At 64.1% G+C, this 16221-nt stretch carries 12 protein-coding genes and 1 riboswitch; of the genes, 7 read left to right on the top strand and 5 right to left on the bottom strand.

Features of this window, described 5'->3' with window-relative positions:
* Position 1: 1 nt before the first annotated feature.
* A complete protein-coding gene (locus tag OQE56_RS05600; RefSeq protein ID WP_267222385.1) occupies positions 2-3559 on the bottom strand; it encodes a hybrid sensor histidine kinase/response regulator in 3558 nt (1185 codons plus the stop codon).
* Between the two features lie 184 nt (positions 3560-3743).
* Between OQE56_RS05600 and OQE56_RS05595 the strand changes: the two genes are divergently transcribed.
* From OQE56_RS05595 to OQE56_RS05585, 3 genes are read left to right on the top strand one after another with little or no spacing between them, the layout of a single operon-like run.
* Entirely contained in the window at positions 3744-4364 is a 621-nt protein-coding gene (locus OQE56_RS05595) for a YceI family protein (protein WP_267222383.1), read from the top strand.
* Complete coding sequence (locus OQE56_RS05590; protein WP_267222381.1) at positions 4361-4939, top strand: cytochrome b; 579 nt, start codon at positions 4361-4363, stop codon at positions 4937-4939. The genes OQE56_RS05595 and OQE56_RS05590 overlap by 4 nt, the downstream gene beginning before the upstream one ends.
* Positions 4939-5496, top strand: a complete 558-nt coding sequence (locus OQE56_RS05585; protein ID WP_267222380.1) for a YceI family protein — start codon at positions 4939-4941, stop codon at positions 5494-5496. The genes OQE56_RS05590 and OQE56_RS05585 overlap by 1 nt, the downstream gene beginning before the upstream one ends.
* 37 nt (positions 5497-5533) lie before the next feature.
* On the opposite strand, the gene OQE56_RS05580 is transcribed toward OQE56_RS05585, so the two are convergent.
* Entirely contained in the window at positions 5534-5773 is a 240-nt protein-coding gene (locus OQE56_RS05580; RefSeq protein ID WP_267222378.1) for a glutaredoxin family protein, read from the bottom strand.
* Positions 5774-6017: 244 nt separating this feature from the next.
* Here OQE56_RS05580 and OQE56_RS05575 point away from each other — a divergent pair, with 244 nt between their 5' ends.
* The 3 genes from OQE56_RS05575 (at position 6018) to OQE56_RS05565 (ending at position 11677) form a co-directional block, all read left to right on the top strand.
* Entirely contained in the window at positions 6018-8192 is a 2175-nt protein-coding gene (locus tag OQE56_RS05575; protein ID WP_267222376.1) for a TonB-dependent siderophore receptor, read from the top strand.
* A gap of 181 nt (positions 8193-8373) precedes the next feature.
* Entirely contained in the window at positions 8374-9756 is a 1383-nt protein-coding gene (locus tag OQE56_RS05570; protein WP_267222374.1) for an L-serine ammonia-lyase, read from the top strand.
* Positions 9757-10069: 313 nt separating this feature from the next.
* Positions 10070-11677 (top strand): APC family permease, encoded by a 1608-nt coding sequence (locus OQE56_RS05565; protein WP_267222372.1) that lies wholly within the window; start codon positions 10070-10072, stop codon positions 11675-11677.
* A gap of 83 nt (positions 11678-11760) precedes the next feature.
* Here OQE56_RS05565 and OQE56_RS05560 read toward each other — a convergent pair whose 3' ends face one another.
* The 3 genes from OQE56_RS05560 to metX are packed head-to-tail and all read right to left on the bottom strand — an operon-like array spanning position 11761 to position 15099.
* Complete coding sequence (locus tag OQE56_RS05560; RefSeq protein ID WP_267222370.1) at positions 11761-12846, bottom strand: homoserine dehydrogenase family protein; 1086 nt, start codon at positions 12844-12846, stop codon at positions 11761-11763.
* The gene (gene metB / locus OQE56_RS05555) at positions 12843-14033 is read right to left on the bottom strand and encodes a cystathionine gamma-synthase (RefSeq protein ID WP_425601597.1); all 1191 of its coding nucleotides are present in this window, start codon (positions 14031-14033) and stop codon (positions 12843-12845) included. Before metB ends, OQE56_RS05560 begins: the two co-directional genes overlap by 4 nt.
* 37 nt (positions 14034-14070) lie before the next feature.
* Entirely contained in the window at positions 14071-15099 is a 1029-nt protein-coding gene (gene metX / locus OQE56_RS05550; RefSeq protein ID WP_267222368.1) for a homoserine O-succinyltransferase MetX, read from the bottom strand.
* An 84-nt stretch (positions 15100-15183) separates the two neighbouring features.
* Positions 15184-15300: riboswitch (SAM riboswitch) on the bottom strand.
* 179 nt (positions 15301-15479) lie between these two features.
* Here metX and OQE56_RS05545 point away from each other — a divergent pair.
* Positions 15480-16217, top strand: coding sequence for a 2OG-Fe dioxygenase family protein (locus OQE56_RS05545; protein ID WP_267222366.1), 738 nt, complete (start codon positions 15480-15482; stop codon positions 16215-16217).
* Positions 16218-16221 lie beyond the last annotated feature (4 nt).

Raw genomic sequence — 16221 nt, 5'->3', positions numbered from 1 at the left:
GCTAACCGTCCACGGATTCCGGCGGCACAGCCATCTGCTCGTTGATCGCATCCAGCAACTGCTCGCCCGTAAGCGGCTTGCGCAGAAAGCCATCCATACCCGCCTCACGCGCGCGGATTTCCTCATCACCGCCCGAACGCGCGGTAATCGCCACGATCGGTATGCGGTGCCCCGGCTCTTCGCGCTGACGAATCAGCCGCGCAATCTGGAACCCATCGATGCCCGGCAAGTCGAGGTCGAGCAGAATCATGTCGCACGGCGCCTGTGCAAGCTCGGCCAGCGCAGCAAGACCATTACCCACGTAACGCACTTCGTGTCCCACGCGTTCGAGCAGGCCACGAATCACCGCCGCCACAATGGTGTCGTCCTCCACCAGCAACACATGCAAGCGGGTCTCGGCGGTGCCGTCACTGCGCACGGCCATCGCTGCCGCAGGCTCCTGCGTCACCAGCAAAGGAAGGCGCACGTGGAACGTACTGCCAAACGCCACCTTCGACTCCAGTTCGATACTGCCGCCCATCATGGCCACCAGCTCCCGGCAAATCGCCAGACCCAGGCCGCTGCCCGCACGCCGCTGCGGCCCCGTCACCTGCTCAAAGCGCTGAAACAGACGCGCCTGGCTTGCCTCGGGAATGCCCGGACCGGTGTCGATGACACTGAAACGCAATCCTTCTTCCGTGCGCCTCACGCGCAGCGTCACGCTGCCGCGTTCGGTAAATTTCATGGCGTTGTTGGCGAGATTCAGCAGCACCTGCTTGATGCGTACGGCGTCGCCCACCATGCGATGCGGCAGGTCATCGGGCATGTCGAGTTCGAAGCGCAATCCCTTGGCGCGTGCCTGCCCCATCTCCAGTTGTGCAACGTCGGCAATCAACGCGCGCGGATCGAACGGCGCGTTGTCCAGCTCCAGCTTGCCGGCCTCGATGCGCGCCAGATCGAGCGCATCGTTGACCAGCTTGAGCAGCATGCCGCCCGAGCGCTGCATGGCCTCGGCGTAATCGCGCTGCGTAGCGCTCATCGGCGTGCTTAGCAACAGTTCCGCCATACCCATGACACCCGTCATCGGCGTGCGGATCTCGTGGCTGAGCGTGGCAAGAAACTGGGTCTTGGCCGCACTCGCCTGCTCGGCCAGACGGCTGCGCTGTTCGGCCAGCTGGATCTGATGTCGCTGCGCCAAACGGCGGCGCCATGCCTGCAACCCGAGCCATACCAGCAAGACAGCCAGCAACACATAGCCGCACCAGGCCCACCACCGGGCCCACGGCGGCGCCTGCACGTGAATCCGTACGGGCTGCCCCAACGTTGACCAGACGCCATCCGCACCCGCCGCCATGACATCCAGCGTGTAGTCGCCGTGCGGCAATCCGGTGAAATCGCGCTCGCCACGGCTACCGGTATCCACCCACGCCGTATCCAGGCCCGTCATGCGGAAGCGGTAGCGATTGGCCACCGGGTCGACATAAGAAAACACCCGCGCCTCAATACTGAGTCCGCTGTCCTTCCAGCCGATGAATAGATCGTTGGACGCCGGCACCGACAAATCCTGCACGACATCGTTGCGGCGCACGCTCACATGGGTGATCGCCACCGGCGGCGGCGCCGCATGTTCGTCCACGCGATTGGGGTTGAAGCCCATCACGCCGCCCAGGGTGGGTGCGTAAATGGTGCCGTCGGTGAGACGGCCAAAGCCGCGCATGAATTCGCCGTTGCTGAGGCCGTCCTGCAAGCCCAGTTCGTTGAACTGGCCACTGGCAGGATCGAACCGCCACAAACCGTCTCGGCCGAAGATCCACACGCGCTGGTATTTGTCCACCGCCAGATCGACGACGTTGATGGACGGCCATCCGTTCGCCGCGTTGATCTTGCGATCCAGCGCCAACGCATCGCCTTCGTAGCGGTAGTGCTCCAGACCGTCAGGACGTGCGAGCCACATGCCGCCGTCGGTAAAGTCAAAGGCATCCACCGCTTCGCCGCGGTCCACGCCGGCGACCGGCTCGAAATAGCTGTTGGTGCGATCAAGCCGCAGCAGGCCGCCATCGCTGGCGTACCAGAACACGCCGTTTTTCAGGGTGAGCTGGCTGCCCCAGCGCGCACGCTCCTGCAGGGGACGAAACGGCACCGGCGTTACCGTCAGCGTGTCCTGGTCAATGCGGAACATGCCTTCGCCAAAGGTGCGCGCGTAAAGCTTGCCGTCGGGGCCGACCTCCACCTCCAGCGGGTGCTTCATGCCGCTCGCCGTGCCCGGCACCTGATCGAGCTTGCCATCGGCGTAGCGAAACAGTTCGCCCTGCACGGCGACCCACAGACGCCCCTCCGCGTCTTCGGTCATGCCCAGCACGTCACCACGCAAACCCGATATCGCATGCTCCACCTTGCCGGTGGATGGCCACAGGCGATCTACGCGGCCACCACGCTCACCCACCCAGATCGTGTTGGCGTTGCCGCGCGCCACCGAATACGCCACCGAGTCACGCAGACTGTTGTCGTCATCAGGAATGTGGGTGAAGCGGCTGACGTTGTTCCACCCCGGCGCGAGGTAACCCACACCACCGTCGAACAAGGCGATCCACAGACCGCCTTCGTTGTCTGGATGGATCTGCCATACCCACGTGCCCGGCAGGTTGCCAAAGAGCACGGGCTGGTTGGTAACGGGTTTGACGGGGTCGCCTTCCTTCTCCTGCAAATACAGCCCGCGCTGCGTGCCTACCCACAAGCGTCCGGCGCGATCGCGCACGCTGCTGTGTATGTTGGTTTCGGGAAGCTCGCCGCGACCGATCTGCCGCGCCACGTCGTCCTTGCCCACGACGTACAAAGCGCGCGTCGAGGCAATGCGGACCTCGTCGCCTTCGCCTTCGATACGCCATGCAGCGAGCGCCTCGCCCGGTGTGGCGGACGTAATGAGATGGAACTCGCCAGCCTCATCTCGCCGGAAAATCCCGTTGTCGCTACCGACCCACAGCTGCCCGTGTGCGTCCACGTAAAGCGTACCGACCGTGCCCAGGGCTTCGGGCGTGTTGCCGGTGACGACGATATGGTCGAAACCATGACCGTCCATGCGCATGCGATCCAGGCCCATGGCGGTGCCTACCCAGATCGTGCCGTCGTCGGTGTGCGCGATGGACCAGGCCTTATCGCTGGAGAGGCTGGTCGGATCATTGGGGTCATGCCCCCAATGGCGAAAGGTTCCGGACCGATCGTCGTATCGGTTGAGCCCCGCCTCGAGACCGGCGGCCCACAGGCGCCCGCCCCGGTCGAACATCAAGGCCGAAATACCGTTGTTGTACAAAGACTGCGGATCGCCCACACCATGGCGAAATACCTTGAAGCCGACGCCGTCATAGCGGGCGATGCCGCTCTTGGTGCCAAACCACATGGCCCCGTCCGGGGCCTGCACCACGGTGTACACGCTACTGCTCGGCAGCCCTTCGGCGGTGCCATAACGGCGGAACTGGGGCGTGGGCAGCGCCATGCCACCGGGCGTCGTGAGTGGTACAGCCGCCGTCACGGGCGTCGGCAAGCCTGCGAACAGGAAGGCGCTTAGCAACAAGGACGACAGCATGATTTCCCCCAGAATCGCCCGATAATGCCAGAGCGACCGCGTCAGAACGAGCAAAACAAAGAGTCTATTTACGCCGTCCTCCCGCTTGTGCCATCGGTTTTTTGTGAAGACCCCGTCGCGGGAAACAATGCGTTCCGCCGCGGACCGCTGGCGCCTCCCGGACGGATCGTCCAGACTCTTGGGCATGCACCAGCTACGCCTCACAAGCGGCTTACTTCTCGCCCTGATGGCCGCTTGCTGGCCGTTAAGCGCCGCGCTGGCGGCACCGTCGACGTACCGCTACGACACCACGCATAGCCAGATCGTCTTCAGCATCGACCACAACGGCTTTTCGCGCCCGTTCGGCCGCTTGCATATCGCAAAGGGCTGGCTCCGTTTCGACCCGGACGACTGGAGCCAGTCGGCCACCGAGCTGGACATTGATCTGGCCAGCCTGGACATGGGTGATGCGGCGTGGAACGAGGCCGTACTGAAGCCTGCATTCCTCGACGTGGAGAAAGCGCGTTACGCGCACTTCGTCAGTACGTCAGTCGAACGTAAGGATGACACCCATGGCGTGTTACACGGAAACCTGATGCTGCGCGGCGTGACGAAACCCGTGGATCTGCCCTTCACCTTCAATCGCATGGGCACCACCATCTACGGCTTGCACACGATGGCAGGTTTTTCTGCCACCGCCATGCTTCAGCGGGACGATTTCGGCATGACGTCCAATGCCAATTCCATTGGCCACAGCGTCAGCGTATGGCTTGAGCTGGAAGCCGTTCAGGACGACCACATCAACACCACCAAGGAATCGCAATGAGTCTGCGCAGCAACGACCGTCAATGGGGTTCGGTCGCCAAGTTTTTTCACTGGACGATGGCTCTGCTGATCATTGGCAACGGCATCTTCGGGCTGTGTATGGACCTGGCCAGCAACCCGATGCAGAAGATCAACTGGTTGGCCTTGCACAAGTCGATCGGCCTGACCGTGCTCGCTCTGTTTCTGCTGCGCCTGTTGTGGCGGCTCAGCGAACGCCGCCCCGTGGAGGATCCTGCACCGCGCTGGCAGCAACGCGCTGCGCATGCCGTGCACGGCGTGCTCTACCTGCTGATCGTGGCGCTGCCCCTCACCGGCTGGTGGCTCAACTCGGTCGCGGGCAAGCCGTTGCAGTTCTTCAAACAGTTCAATCTGCCCGCGATTGCGGCAGCAAACCACGACCTGAAGGAAACCGCTGAAGGCGTGCACGAATTCCTGTTCTGGTTCCTGGTGGCGATGCTGGTGCTGCACGTTGGCGGCGCCTTGAAACACCACCTGATCGATCGCGACAACACTCTGCTGCGCATGCTGCCCTTCCGCCGCCTGCGCAACGCATCCCCCTCGCAAGGAGAACGCTGATGAAACACCTCACGCTCATCGCCCCGCTGGTGCTTGCGCTTGCCGTGCCCGGTATTGCCGGCGCCGCCGACTACGCTGTACAGCCCGCTGGCAGCAAGCTCGGTTTTACCAGCTCGTTCCAGGGCCAGTCGTTCGACGGCACCTTCAACAAGTGGACCGCGGCGATCAGCTATGACGCGGCCAAGTTGGCCACCTCGAAGTTCGATGTGGACGTGGACCTCGCCAGCGTCAAAACCGGCGACAACGACCGCGACGGCGCCCTGCCCGGGGCGGATTTCTTCAACGTGGCGAAGTTTCCGAAAGCCCATTTCGTCACCACCGGCTTCCGCCAGAACGGCGCGCAGGTAGTGGCGGACGGCAACCTCACGCTGCGTGGCGTGACCAAGCCGGTCAGCCTCAATGTGACGTTCAAGCCGCAGGGTGCGGGCGCCACGCTCGAGGTCAGCGGCTCAGTCAAGCGTCTCGATTTCGGCGTGGGCGGCGGCGACTATGCCGACACCTCGGTGATCGCCGCGGATGTGAAGATCAACGCGCACCTGGTACTTACCGCCAAGTAAGCCGCGTCTTTCCCTGTAGGAGCGCACTTTTGCGCTCCTACATCGGCGCATCCAGGAACACACGCACGGCCTCAGCGTCAAACGGCCAATCCAGTTCCCGCCCGCTCTCGCTGTCATGCAGCACGGGCACGCGCGTGCCATAGCGCGCTTCCAGCGCATCGTCGTCATCGACCCACACGCTGTCGAAATCCGGTGAGCGAGCCTCGGCCATGACCGCCAGCGCCTGATCGCACAGGTGGCAGTAGTCACGCTGGTAAAGCACATATCGCATCGACATAGGCCGCGCACGATACCCGAGCGCCTGACCTCCGGCGAGCGCGGTTTCCCCCTGCTCTCCACCTTGCCAGTCACCGGCGTTCGCCAGATCAGGCCGCCGCGGCATCTCCTCCGGCGATGGAGGCTGGCAAATTCAAATGCGAATAATTATTATTTGTGAATAAGGGCCGCCGCCGCTCCCGCCCTGGCCGCGCTTCGCGCAGCTGCTTTCCCCCTACCGACAAAATCACGTCAAGGCCCTCCCGATGCCCTTCCCAGCCTCGCAGCTTCGGCTGCGCCGTTCCCTGCCGCGTTGTATCGCCGTCGCCTTGTGCGTTGCCTGCGTCCTGCCAGCCCTCCATGCCGAGGACACGCCGGTGGCGGCCGATGCGCCGCGGGACGTAAAGAACCTGGATGGGGTACAGGCCACCGCCACCGTAACCGGCGATGGTGATGCCTACACCACCCGCTCGACGGCGGGCGCCACGCGCCTGCCACTGTCGCTGCGGGAAACACCGCAATCGGTGAGCGTGGTCACCGATCAGCAGATGAAGGATTTCAATCTCACCAATATCAACGCGGTGCTGGACACCACCACCGGCGTCAACGTCGAGCGGGTGGAAACCGATCGCACCTACTACACCGCTCGCGGCTTCGACATCACCAACTTCCTCATCGATGGCCTGGGCCTGCCGTTCGCCAATGGCCAGCAGGAAGGCGACATCGATACGGCGCCCTACCAGCGCATCGAAGTGCTGCGCGGCGCCAACGGGCTGTTGTCGTTCACCGGCAATCCTTCGGCCACGATCAACTTTGTGCGCAAGCGCCCGACAGCGGACTTCCAGGGCGATATCGGCCTTACCGTTGGAAGCTGGGACAATCGCCGGCTGGACGTCGATCTGTCTGGCCCGCTCAACGATTCGCACAGTGTGCGCGGCCGCTTCATTGCCGCCGGGCAGGACACCGATAGCTATCTGGATCGCTACAACCTGCGCAAGCAGGTGCTGTCGGGCATCGTGGACGCCGATCTTGGCAGCAGCACGCTGCTCACCGCGGGTGTCACCTATCAGAAGAACAAGACACACGGCGGCATGTGGGGCGCGCTGCCGCTGTACAACACCGACGGCACACCCACCGACTACGCCCGCGACACCAGCACCTCGGCCGACTGGTCGCGCTGGAACGTCGCGGACACGCGCAGCTTTGTCGAACTCACGCAACAACTCGGTGACGAGTGGAGCCTCAAGGCCGCGCTTAACTATCGCCGCATCGCCGAAGACAGCAACCTGTTCTACGTGTATGGCACCCCGAATGCACAAACAGGCCTGGGCCTGTATGCCTATCCGTCGGCCTATACGAGCAACGAAAAACAGTACGTCGCTGATCTCTACGCCACGGGTCCGTTCGAACTGGCCGGCCGCAAGCATGAGCTGGTATTGGGCGCGAACTGGGCGAAAGACGATGTACATCAGCTATCGAGCTACGGCGAAGGCATCGGCACACCGTTGGGGCCGCTCACGACATGGACGGGCGACTATCCGGAGCCGCCATTCGATGCCTCGTATGGCCACGGCGACTTCCACATCAAGCGCAAGACGCTGTATGCCACCGCGCGCTGGAGCGTGGCCGATCCCGTCAGGCTGATCACGGGCGCCAGCCTTGTGCATATCGAGCAATACGGCGAGAACTATGGCGTGCCGAGCAATTACAGCAAGTCGCAGTCCACGCCCTTCGTTGGCCTGGTGTATGACTTCGCGAGGCACTACTCGGCGTATGTGAGCTACGCGCAACTGTTCAATCCACAAACGCAGACCGATGCCAACAACAAAGTGCTCGATCCGGTCACCGGCGCCAATCTCGAAGTGGGCGTGAAGGGCGAGTGGTACGACGGCCGTCTGAACGCCACGTTCGCGCTGTTCCGCTCGCGCCAGGACGGCCTGGCGGAATACGCCGGTCACAACATGGCGACCAATCAGGACTACTACCAGGGCATTGATGCCACCTCGAAGGGTTACGAGTTCGATGTCGGCGGACAGATCACCGATAACTGGCAGGTAAGCGGCGGCTATACCCAGCTGGGCATCGTCGACCCGAATGGCCACAACGTGCGCACCTATGTGCCTCGCCGCATGTTCCGCCTCGCCACCAGCTACCGTTTTGATGCCCTGCCTGGTTTCAAGGTGGGAGGCACGCTGCGCTGGCAGGATCGTATCTATCGCGATCAGGGCGCCGTGGCGACCGATGGCAGCGAGATCTTTACCACACAGGGCTCGTACGCCGTGCTGGGACTCATGGCCGGCTACGACTTCGGCCAGCACTGGAGCACCACGTTCAACATCGACAACGTGACCAACCGCAAGTACATCACGAGCCTGTATTGGGCGCAGGGCTTTTACTCGGCGCCGCGCAGCTACATGGTGAACGTGCGATACGCCTTCTAAGAGTGAGTTAAGAGGAGTGAGAGAGAGCCCACCCCGCTTTCTCTCATTTCTCACTTCTCGCTCCTCTTCCCTGCTTTCCAGCTCCATACGCCCGCGCACCGTCCCCTCGCTGCGCCGCGACAACGAAGACGCACCGGCCCGCGTAGAATAGGCGTTCTCCCCGCCCACTCTGCGTGTGTCCATGGCTGTCAGCGTATTTGACCTGTTCAAGATCGGCATTGGTCCGTCCTCCTCGCATACCGTCGGCCCGATGCGCGCCGCCGCCCGTTTCGCTGAACGCTGGCTGGAAGAAAAAGGCGTGCTCGATCGCGTGGTGCGTGTGCGTGCGGAGCTGTACGGCTCGCTGGCCATGACCGGCCGCGGCCACGGTACCGACAAGGCCGTGTTGCTCGGTTTTGAGGGCGCGCATCCGGATACGGTCGACCCCGACCACATTCCCGAAACGCTGGAGCGCATTCGCACCACCCATCGCCTGCGCGTGCTCGGCAAGCATGAGATCGAATTCGAAGAGAAGCGCGACCTGGTGTTCAACAAGCGCCAGAAGCTGCCGTTCCATACCAACGGCATGCGCTTCTCTGCTTATGACGCCGAAGGCCATGAGCTGGCCACGCGCGACTACTATTCGGTCGGCGGCGGCTTCGTGGTGAACCATGACGAAGCCGCGGAAGATCGCATCGTCGCTGACACCACCGAACAGCCATATCCGTTCTCCACCGGCGACCAGATGCTGGACCTGTGCCAGAAGCACAACCTCACCATCGCCCAGCTGATGATGGAGAACGAAAAGGTCTGGCGCACCGAGCAGGAAACGCGCGCCGGCCTGCTGACCATCTGGAAGGCCATGCAGGACTGCGTGAATCGTGGACTGCGTTCGCCGGGCGTACTGCCCGGCGGGCTCAAGGTAGCGCGACGCGCGCCCGCCATGGCCGCGGACCTGCGTAACCAGCCGGAAGCCTCGCTGAAGGATCCGCTGACCATCCTCGACTGGGTGAACCTCTACGCACTCGCCGTGAACGAAGAGAACGCCGCAGGCGGTCGCGTGGTAACGGCACCGACCAATGGCGCTGCGGGCATCGTGCCGGCCGTCCTGCACTACTACCACCGCTTCATCCCGAAGGCCGACGAGAACGGCATCATCGACTTCCTGCTCACCGCCGCCGCCATCGGCATTCTCTACAAGGAGAACGCTTCGATCTCCGGCGCCGAAGTGGGCTGTCAGGGTGAAGTGGGCGTGGCCTGCTCGATGGCCGCCGGCGGCCTCACTGCCGCGCTGGGCGGCAACGTGCTGCAGGTGGAGAACGCCGCTGAAATCGGCATGGAGCACAACCTCGGCCTCACCTGCGACCCGATCGGCGGCCTCGTGCAGATTCCCTGCATCGAGCGCAATGCGATGGGTTCAGTGAAGGCCATCAACGCCAGCCGCATGGCCCTCAAGAGCGACGGCAAGCACCGCGTGTCGCTGGACAAGGTGATCGCCACCATGCGCGATACCGGTCGCGATATGAAGGACAAATACAAGGAAACGTCGCGCGGCGGGTTGGCGGTGAACGTTATCGAGTGCTGATGCACCTCACTTCTCCTTCTCCCCTTCGGGGGGAAGGCCGGGATGAGGGGCGGGTGCTCGCCGGAAGGTCGCCTAAAAGCCCGCTCTGATCTGGCGAAATCGCAAGACCGCCCCCTCACCCCAACCCTCTCCCCGCAGGGGAGAGGGAGCCGATCACAAGCACTTTCCACAACCGATTCAATCACCTGGCCCGTGTCTGTAGGCATAGGCCATGACTCCCGGCGGGCTGACAGCACCGTGAATGGTCTGTCATGATCCGGGCCTTATGTCGCCCGGGTGGCGGCTCGTCGATCTACTGACCCTGGGGACCTGCATGTCTCAATCTCCGATCCGCCGCGATGTCGGCCCCTTCGCCCTCATGCTGACCGGCCTGGGCTCGATCATCGGCTCAGGCTGGCTGTTCGGCGCCTGGAAGGCGGCAGGACTGGCCGGCCCGGGCGCCGTCTGGGCCTGGGTGCTCGGCGCCGCGATCATCATGACCATCGCGCTGACCTATGCCGAGCTGGGCGCCATGTTCCCCGAGTCCGGCGGCATGGTGCGTTACAGCCACTACTCGCACGGCTCGCTGGTCGGCTTTATCGGCGCATGGGCCAACTGGATCGCGATTGTCTCGGTGATTCCGGTAGAAGCCGAGGCCTCGGTGCAGTACATGGCCTCGTGGCCGTGGCAGTGGGCGCAGGACCTGTACATGCACATGCCGGATGGCCACGGCGAACTCTCGACGGCCGGCCTGCTCATCGCGGCGGTGCTGGTCATCATCTACTTCCTGGTCAACTTCTGGAGCGTGAAGGCATTCGCCCGCTCCAATACGCTCATCACCACCTTCAAGCTGGTGGTGCCTGCCGCTACCGGCCTGGCGCTGATTGCCAGCGGCTTCCATACCGAAAACTTCTCGGTGGGCGTGCATGGCGATGCGCATGCCATCGACTTCGCCGCCGTACTCACCGCAGTGGCCACCGCCGGCATCGTGTTCTCCTTCAACGGCTTCCAGAGCCCGGTGAACCTGGCCGGCGAAGCGCGTAACCCGGGCAAGAGCATTCCGTTCGCGGTGGTCGGCTCGATTCTGCTGGCGACGGTGGTCTACATCATCCTGCAGGTGGCCTACATTGGCGCGGTGCCGCCGGAGATGCTGGCCAAGGCTGGCTGGCATGGCATCGACTTCCGTTCGCCGTTCGCGGAACTGGCGATCATCGTCAACCTGCACTGGCTGGCGATGCTGCTGTACATCGATGCGTTCATCAGCCCCAGCGGTACCGGCATGACCTACACCGCCACCACGGCCCGCATGATCTACGGCATGGAGCGCAACGGCACCATGCCGAAGCTTCTCGGCCGCATCCATCCGAAGTGGGGCGTGCCGCGTCCGGCCATGTGGTTCAACCTGGCCGTGTCGTTCCTGTTCCTGTTCTTCTTCCGCGGCTGGGGCACGCTGGCAGCGGTGATCTCGGTAGCAACGATCATTTCCTACCTCACCGGTCCGGTGAGCGCGATGACGCTGCGCCGCACCGCGCCCAACCTGCATCGCCCGCTGCGCATCCGCGGCTTGCCGATTCTTGCGGGCGTCGCCTTCGTCATGGCGACCGAGCTGCTGTACTGGGCGCGCTGGCCGCTCACTGGCGAAATCATTCTGCTGATGGTGGTGGCGCTGCCGGTGTATCTGTTCTACCAGTTCAAGGCGAACTGGCACGACTTCGGGCGTCAGATGAAGGGCGCCTGGTGGCTGATCTTCTATCTGCCGACGCTGGCGCTGGTGTCGTGGCTGGGCAGCACGGACTTCGGTGGAAACGGTTATCTGACCTACGGCACCGACCTGGCCGTGGTCGCCGTGATCGGCCTGGTGTTCTATGTGTGGGGCGTGAAGTCGGGCTGGCGCACGCCGTCGGTGGAAGAGGCGGAAGCCAATCCGCACGCGCACGACTGATCGGTACATCCTCTGGTAGAAACGAAAAACGCGCGGTGATGAGCCGCGCGTTTTTCTTTGGACGACTCATGAAGCCTCAGGCCTCACACCAGCGCGAGCACATCTCCCAACAACGCCTGCGCCGTCACCTCCGGCCCCGCACCCGGCCCCTGAATCACCAGTGGCTGCGTGTTGTAACGCGTAGTGCTGAGCGCAAACTGGTTGTCGGTGCCATACAGGCGCGTGGCCGGATGATTGGCGGGCACCTCCACAAGGCCCACGCGTGCCCGGCCACGCTGATTGAGGCGTGCGAGGAAGCGCAATGCACCGCCGCGGGCCTTCGCCTCGGCGAAACGTGTGGCTAGCGGCTCGTCGAGTTCTTCCAGTCGCGCAAGAAAGGTTTCCACATCGACGCCACGCAAGCTTTCCGGAACGAGACTTTCCACCTCTACTTCATCCGGACGCAGGGCAAAGCCGGCGCAACGCGCCAGGATGAGCAGCTTGCGCGCCACGTCCTCGCCAGAGAGATCGCTACGCGGATCAGGCTCGGTATAACCCAGCTCACGCGCGCGACGAAGCAACGCAGAAAACGGCTGGCTACCGTCATACTGATTGAACAGGTACGAGAGCGAGCCGGAGAACACCCCCTCCAGCGTCAGCAACGCATCGCCACAATGGCGCAGGCGACGCAGCGTCGAGATGACGGGCAGACCCGCACCCACCGTCGCCGAATCGCCATAGCGACCGCCTTGCGCGAGCGCGGCCTGCAGCGTGCGCCAACCGGGCAGATCACCCCCCGCCAGCGACTTGTTCGCCGTTACAACGTGATAGCCGCGCGCCAACCATTCCGCATGGCGCGACGCCAGCGCACCACAGGCCGTGGCATCGATGATCACCTTGACCGATGCATCGTTGGCATCCAGCGCCGCCAACAGGGCTGCGTCGTTACGCGGATCACCGTGACTCTTGAGCTTTTCGCGCAGCGCGCGGTCCGCCAGCTGCTCAGTCTGGGTCTGCTGGCGCCGCGAATTGGCGGCGCCCACCAACCGGATCGATGACGCCGCCGGTGTGTTGAGCAGCTTGAGAAAGGCGCCACCGACCACACCGGTGCCGAGCAGCACCGCGGCAACGCTCGGCAAGGTCCGCTGTTGCAACGGATTTGCGGCTTCAGCCGCCAGCACCGCGCTCATGCGCTCACCCGGCGTTTGCCTTCGCCCACGGCCTCGGCGCGCAGCAGCGCAGCATCCAGATCGCGCAGCAGGTCGTCACCGTCCTCGATACCCACCGACAGGCGCAGCAGGCTGTCGGCAATGCCGGCAGCACGACGCGCTTCGGGAGCCATCGACGCATGCGTCATCGACGCGGGATGGGCGATCAGGCTTTCAACGCCACCCAGCGATTCGGCCAGCGAGAAGTAACGCAGGCCATCGACGAAGGCCTCGATGTGCGAAACATCGCCCTCCAGTTCAAAACTCAGCATTGCGCCAAAACCGAGTTGCTGACGCGCCGCCAGTGCGTGACCGGGATGACTTTCCAGGCCCGGGTAGTAAACCTTGCGCACCGCTGCATGACCATCCAGACGTTCGGCAATGCGCACGGCGCTTTCCTGATGCTGGCGCAGACGCACACTCAGCGTGCGCAGCCCACGCAGCGTGAGGAAACTATCGAACGGTGCGCCCGTAAGACCGTTGCAATTGCCCCACCACTTGAGCTGCTCGGCTACTGCGGGATCGCGTGCGACCACCGCGCCACCCACCACATCGCTGTGGCCGTTGATGTACTTGGTGGTGGAATGCACCACCACGTCCGCACCCAGCGTCAGCGGTTGCTGCAGGGCCGGCGAGAGGAAGGTGTTATCCACCACCAGCAAGGCACCCACCGCATGCGCCGCATGCGCCACGTGGCGAATGTCGGTAATGCGCAGCAGCGGGTTGGAAGGCGTCTCCACCCACACCAGCGATGGCTTCTCTGCCAACCCTTCCGCAAGCGCGTGACTGTTGGTGAGATCGGCGAACTTCACCCGGAAGCGGCCCTTCCTGGCCCAGGCATCGAGCAGGCGCCAGGTACCGCCGTAGCAGTCATGCGCCGCCAGCACCAGCGAGCCTGCAGGTACCAGCTCCAGTGCCAGCGCCACCGCCGCCATGCCGCTGGCCGTTACCACCGCACCTGCGCCCTGCTCCAGCTCGGCCAGTGCTTCGCCGAGCAGATCGCGCGTGGGGTTGCCGCTGCGCGAGTAGTCGTACGCGCGCTTGCCGCCAAGGCCATTGAACGCGTAGTTGGTCGACAGATGCAGAGGGGGCACCACAGCACCGTGCTGGGTATCCGATTCAATGCCGGCGCGCACGGCGCGGGTGCAGGGGGCGGGGGTGTCGCTCATGGTGATTCTCCGTGCGTGTAGCTTTTTTGAGATCGGGTCAACAACCGGCCAGCGCATCGCGCAGCAGCGGTGCGATGCGGTCGGTTTCCTTGAGAAAAGCGTCATGTCCGTAGGGCGACTCCACCACTTCCAGCGTGGCGGCCCCATGCAGGCGGCGCTGCAGTTCGCACAGATCGGCGAGCGGCACCAGGCGGTCGGAGGGGAAGCCAATCAGCGTGGCAGGGGCAGCCACTTGCTCGGGCGTGACATCGTGCAGATCGATCGACTCGGACAGCGCGAGGAAACGCTCCACGTCGAAACGCTCGACGAAGCGGCGGCCTGCGTGCTCGAGATAGTCCTCGACCGGAAAGTGGAAGCGGCCGTCGCGGAACTCGGGCGCAGCGTTGAAACGGCGCGCAAATTCCTCACTGCCGCGATAGGTAGTCATGGCCAACTGGCGGGCCAGCGCGAGCGCTTGTTCCGGCTGGCCGCAATCGAGGCCCAGACGCACAATCCCGCGCTGCACCGAGCGCTGCGCCGTAGCGAGCGGATGCGGACGATGCGCACCACATAGCAGCACCAGCCGGCCCAGTGCGTAGGGGTGGCGTGCAGCGAAAGCGAGCGCGGCCATGGCGCCATACGACGAACCAACAAAAGCGTGCACCCGGCCGATGCCCAGCGCTTCCACCAGCGCGGCCAGCGCGTCGGCCTGATCCTCGCTCGACACGGCCTGTACGCCGCCGAGGTCCGCTGGGGTGAGCCAGTCGATGGAGAGCACGCGGTAGCGGTCCAGATCCAGCGGCAGACCTGCGCCTATCTGCGCCTGCCACCAGCCGGGTGCCGCCTCGTCATCCAGCGCCACGACATCGCGGCTGGCGGAGATGCCGCCCTGCACGATCACCGTGGGCGCATCGGGCGCGCCACACCACAGGTAGCGCACGTCCACTTCGCACGGTGCGCTGCCGTACTTGGGCGTCAGCGTGAGGCGGCGGGTGCAGCGCTGGGTGGTGAGATCCGGCCGCATGGCGCCACTGGCCGCAACTAGAGCGGACACAGGGGGAGGAACGGGTTGCGGCTGGCTGGACATGGGTCTCTTCTCCGGTCGGCATCGAACTGCGGACCGGAGAGGAGAGCAGCGCACCACCTGCCATGACGCAGTGGTGCGAACTTGCCCTCATCTCGCGGCTTGCGCCCTAAGCGCTGCCGCAGGAATTGGCACCGTCGCGGAAATATTCCGCAGGTTGCCCCGGCTTCAAAGGGCCTGTCCCTCCGCCGGTCTCGATGAGTAGAGGGGACTTTATCGATGCTACGGCACTCATGTCAATAGACGTCTAAACGTCTACACATCCAATTGATCAAAAATCGCCGTCCACGAAGCCATCAAACCCCGCTGAAGCCGCATGGCTGCGCTGTTTGCCGGAGCCCGGCAGGCGTTATGCTTACGGCCTCTCCCCACCCCGCCCCGACATGACCAACCACCAAGCCTCCAGCCTGCCGAACCTGCAGGCCCTGATCCGCCAGGACGGGTTCGCCTTCGTCACCCACGACGTCATGGGCCAGCTGCTCGGCCCGGAGGCCGGCATGGCGGACTGGGCCGCCTTTGTCGCCAGCTGGGATCAACTGGGCCCGGACAGCTATCTGGCGGCCAAAGGGCGCCATCGGCGGCGGCGCCACGCGGTGTTCTCGGCTGGTGCCCATGGCGACATCCATCGCGAGCCGAACCAACCGCATTACCAGAGCCTCGACTACAACAGCCTGCAGGGCGGCATCGAGCGCTGGTTTGAACCCGTGTTGCCTGCCATCGCGGATGGCCCCAGCATGCAGCGCATCCTGGGCTTCAGCCGCGACTTCTTCACCGGCCTTGCACGCACGGTGCAACGTTGGCATGTCGAAGTGCACCAGTTCCGCATCGAGGCCCGTCCCGGCGCCGCTGGCGAGCCGACCCCTGAAGGGGTCCATCGCGACGGCGTGGATTACGTGCTGGTATTGCTGATCGATCGCGTCAACATCGAAAGCGGCACCACCAGCATCCACCAGCCCGATGGCGAGCTCTTGGGCAGCTTCACTCTCACGCATTCCCTCGACGCGGCCCTCGTTGACGACCATCGCGTGTGTCACGGCGTCACCGCCGTGACACCACACGATCCCACGCACCCGGCACACCGGGATGTGCTGGTGGTGACATTCCGCAAAGTGGATCAGTGATCCG

It is taken from the genome of Dyella silvae, from assembly GCF_026421305.1.
GTDB classification, from domain to species: domain Bacteria; phylum Pseudomonadota; class Gammaproteobacteria; order Xanthomonadales; family Rhodanobacteraceae; genus Dyella; species Dyella silvae.
The sequence above is the reverse complement of the archived record's forward strand: the minus strand, read 5'-3'. Positions and strand labels throughout refer to the sequence as shown.